The 3,520-nt window shown below is 51.2% G+C and carries 3 protein-coding genes and 1 pseudogene; all 4 read right to left on the bottom strand.

From position 1 onward, the window contains the following. Positions 1-79: 79 nt before the first annotated feature. A pseudogene (locus H3001_RS18870) lies at positions 80-412 on the bottom strand (DUF4138 domain-containing protein); the annotation flags it as partial. 46 nt (positions 413-458) lie between these two features. Continuing rightward, a complete protein-coding gene (gene traM, locus H3001_RS18865; RefSeq protein ID WP_374956565.1) occupies positions 459-1,790 on the bottom strand; it encodes a conjugative transposon protein TraM in 1,332 nt (443 codons plus the stop codon). A 225-nt stretch (positions 1,791-2,015) separates the two neighbouring features. Beyond that, a complete protein-coding gene (traK, locus tag H3001_RS18860; RefSeq protein ID WP_004326315.1) occupies positions 2,016-2,639 on the bottom strand; it encodes a conjugative transposon protein TraK in 624 nt (207 codons plus the stop codon). A 32-nt stretch (positions 2,640-2,671) separates the two neighbouring features. After that, a partial coding sequence (gene traJ, locus H3001_RS18855; RefSeq protein ID WP_181215771.1) for a conjugative transposon protein TraJ occupies positions 2,672-3,520 on the bottom strand: 849 nt, incomplete at its 5' end.

Below are 3,520 nucleotides of genomic sequence, written 5' to 3'. Positions count from 1 at the left end.
TTTGGGATAGGTTTCTTAATTGGAATACTAACCTAATCACTTGCCAGTGTGATTATTATCAAGCCCCTATTATGGGCGCACTGAATGTATAGAAGTTCCCGTCTTCGGTTATTACAGACATATTGGTTTCCTCCCTGAAATTGCGTGTCGTGGCCTTTACTCGGATTACATTCTCGGCACCGTCGACCTTGCCGGCTATCAGGTTTGTAGAACCGAGATCCACATACTTGACCGGAGCCGGGAAAATGACATGGACGGTCTTGTCATACGTTATTTCCAGTCCGTGCGGCGGAATCATCTGGCTGAAACCGATCTTGCGGGTCAGCCCCTCATAATAATCACCGCTACTCTGCTGCGCCCAGACAGCCGATACGCCCAGCAAAAGGGCAAACATCATCAGAATCTTCTTCATGTGCTTTTGTTTAATGGTTGTCTTTTCTTTCATAGTTTCCTGTATTTCATTTCTCCGGTGAATGGAGCAGAACCCGGTGTCCGGCCTTCAAAGTAATCTTTACCGTACGCATCCGTTTGGATATGTACTGGGAAACGCCCTGTATTACACCTTTTCCCAGATCAGAGGCAATCTGCGCCCCGGCATCGGTGGAAATGTTGATGCTACTGTTCATCGAGGTTCCCATGTTGGCGGCAATCTCTCTGGCAGCGTCATATTCCAGTGAACCCGGCACCAGGATTCCCTGCTGTCCATCCAGATCATAGACTTCCAGCTCCACCGGCAGGATAGTTCCCTTGTATTCCACGGCATTGACCATGATTTCCAGCCGTTCACCCTGTATGCGTGTGCCACCTACCAGTACGGTCCCTTTCGGTATGAAACGTCCGGCAACAGACATGGGCTCGGTAAGCCGCAGGCGCAAGGCCTGTCCGTCGGATACGGTCTGCGTACCGTGTACACAGGCAGCAATGGTATTGCCTTCCGTTACTGTCTTCCGGCCGACAGCCGTATTGAAACCGGCATTGCGTTCTCCCGAAAAGGCGGATATGAACTCTTCGTCGCTCATAGGTCTGGAAAGCGAGGATACCACCTCATTGTGAACCTGTTTCACCGGTATGGCTTTTTTGTCCTCCGCTTTTCTGACGGGAGAAGGAGTCTCCACTGCCTGACGGTTATTGTATTTGGCGGCCAGTTCGTAGGATTTTTCCATCAGGGCCATCTTTTCCTCCATGCCTGACAGTGGCTCCTGTTTCTGCTGCTGTTGCTGCATACGCTCCAGTTCCTCAATCCTTTCCAGAAGCCTTTCCTTTTCCGGATCGGTCCGCGGTTCATAGATGCTTCCCAGCGTACGGTTCATCTCACGGTAGGCTCCGGCCGAGGAACTGACCGGTCCGGCATTGCCTTTTTCTGTTTCCGTTTCCGTGTTTGTTTGCCTCTCCGGTGGAATGTTATCGGGAAGACGGACACTGTCTTTCCGTTCCTCTTTGGCAAACATGGACTCCGCAGCTTCAAAGAATGTCTTCCTTTTCCTGCTTTCCTGTTCCATCAGAGCCTTTTCATAGGCATCCTTCTTGTTTCCTTCCAGGCGGCTGTCCTCGGGAGAAGGGATTTCCGTATTGAATCCCTGTCCTTTATCCTGCCGCTCCCGTTCCTGCCCGGAAGGTGAGAATATCAGATAGAAACTTCCCAGACACAGCAGGAACATCAGAGGATACACAACAAATCCGGCGCGTTTGCGTTTCTGTTCCTCACTCAGCGGCTTCCTGTCCTTTGAGGACCGGAGCCTGAACGGTTTCATCAGCCGTTCCATTACTTTCTTGACTTTTTCTTTCTCCATTTCTTACAATAGATTGAATGAACTCCATACGGAGTGAATCCTTTTCCATAAATTCCATTCCGGACTCCTGGTTCTTACTGCCTATAAACGGTCTGCATGCCGTATAGACACATGCGGCGGCAAACGGGACAAACAGTATCCAGAGAACGGCCTTGCGCTGTTTAACGGTAAGTCTGTGGCAGAACCTCCTGAGTTGAAGGTCCGCCTGTCTCGTCAGGTTCCTTTTCATCGCTCTACGCTCCTTATGTCCTTGTTTTCCAGTATGGTCAGATGTTCGATGATAAAGCCGTTGGGGTTGTCATCGGAACGGGACGTATTCTGAAGCTGGCAGTCAGTCACCAGCGAACGTTCCGTCACATTACTCTCACGGATAATCATCTGGCGGGCATACGTCCTGGCCCTGTAGGGGTATCCGGAAAAGTCGCAGACCACGCTGTCCACCCGTACCACCTGATTGATATTACCGGAAATGAGACGGTTATAATACCCTTTCTCGGCAAAATCCACATAGTAATGATAGGCGCTTTTGTCCGCCAGCTGCAAGGCACGGTTGATATTGTGCTCAATGGCATCCTTCTGTGGCGACAGCCCGAAAAAGAGCTCATGGAACCTTCTTACATGCTCCCTGGCTTCAGCCGGACGGTTCTGTGAAAGATCCTGCGAAAGGGCAAGCATCAGTGACTTGCCGCCATCGAGTACATAAATTTTCTCACGCTGTTTCTCCGCAAAGCGGTATGAGTTCCACAGGGCAAAGACGGTCACAAGCGTGCAGCATCCGACAAAGACCGCAAGCATCAGGCGTATCCGTCTGAAACTGCTTTCAATATTGGTCAGTGATTTGAATTCCATCTGTTTTCATGATTTTTATGTTCCTGTTCTGTTTATTTTCCACGCAGACGCCCTCCGATATTTCCCAGTCCGGAACCTGCGGCACCGGCTGCAAATCCTCCGGCCTTGGTCGCGGTACGGTTGATGTTGCGGTTGTAGTTTCCGGCACCGCCTGCCTGCACAATCCATCCGGCCACGGTCGGCACGGTAAAATATCCGATGATACCTATCAGCATGAAGATCACATATACCGAATTGGAGTTGTCCAGCGAATAGTTCGGATTGTTCTGGAGCTCCAGGATGTCGTTCTGCAGCATGAGCACCTGAATCTTGGCCAGCATACAGCTGAAAAGGTCACTCACGGGAAGCCACAGATAGACGGAAATGTAACGTGTGAACCACTGGCTGAGCGTGGACTGGAAACCGTCCCACACGCTGAAGGCAAAAGCAATGGGACCAAGGATGGACAATACAACCAGAAAAAAGGTCCTTACCGTATCTATAAGCAGGGATGCCGCGGCAAAAAGCAGTTCCAGCAGACTGCGGAAGGCATCCCGGATATTCTTTTCCAGATTGTACATGCCCACTTCCATATACATGCCCATGCGGGTTGCCATGGCATCGGGCGACCATCCGAGCTCGTCCAGCTGACGGTCAAACTCCTCATCGCTGACCAGATAGGCCGTTTCCGGATTGCGGAGCATGGCTTCACGTTCCAGCCTGTCCTTCTGCTCACGGTACTGCTGCATGTCCATCGTCTGCCCCTCAAGCATCTTGTGGGTTCCCTGCACAATCGGACTCAGCACCGTATTCATCGTTCCGAGTACCAGGGTCGGGAAAAGCATGATGCAGATGCCTATCGCAAACGGACGCAGAAGCGGATACACGTCTATCGGTTCGGC

The sequence above is a fragment of the Phocaeicola faecicola genome (assembly GCF_013618865.1).
Taxonomy (GTDB): Bacteria; Bacteroidota; Bacteroidia; order Bacteroidales; family Bacteroidaceae; genus Phocaeicola; species Phocaeicola faecicola.
This window is presented reverse-complemented; position numbering and strand designations above follow the sequence as displayed.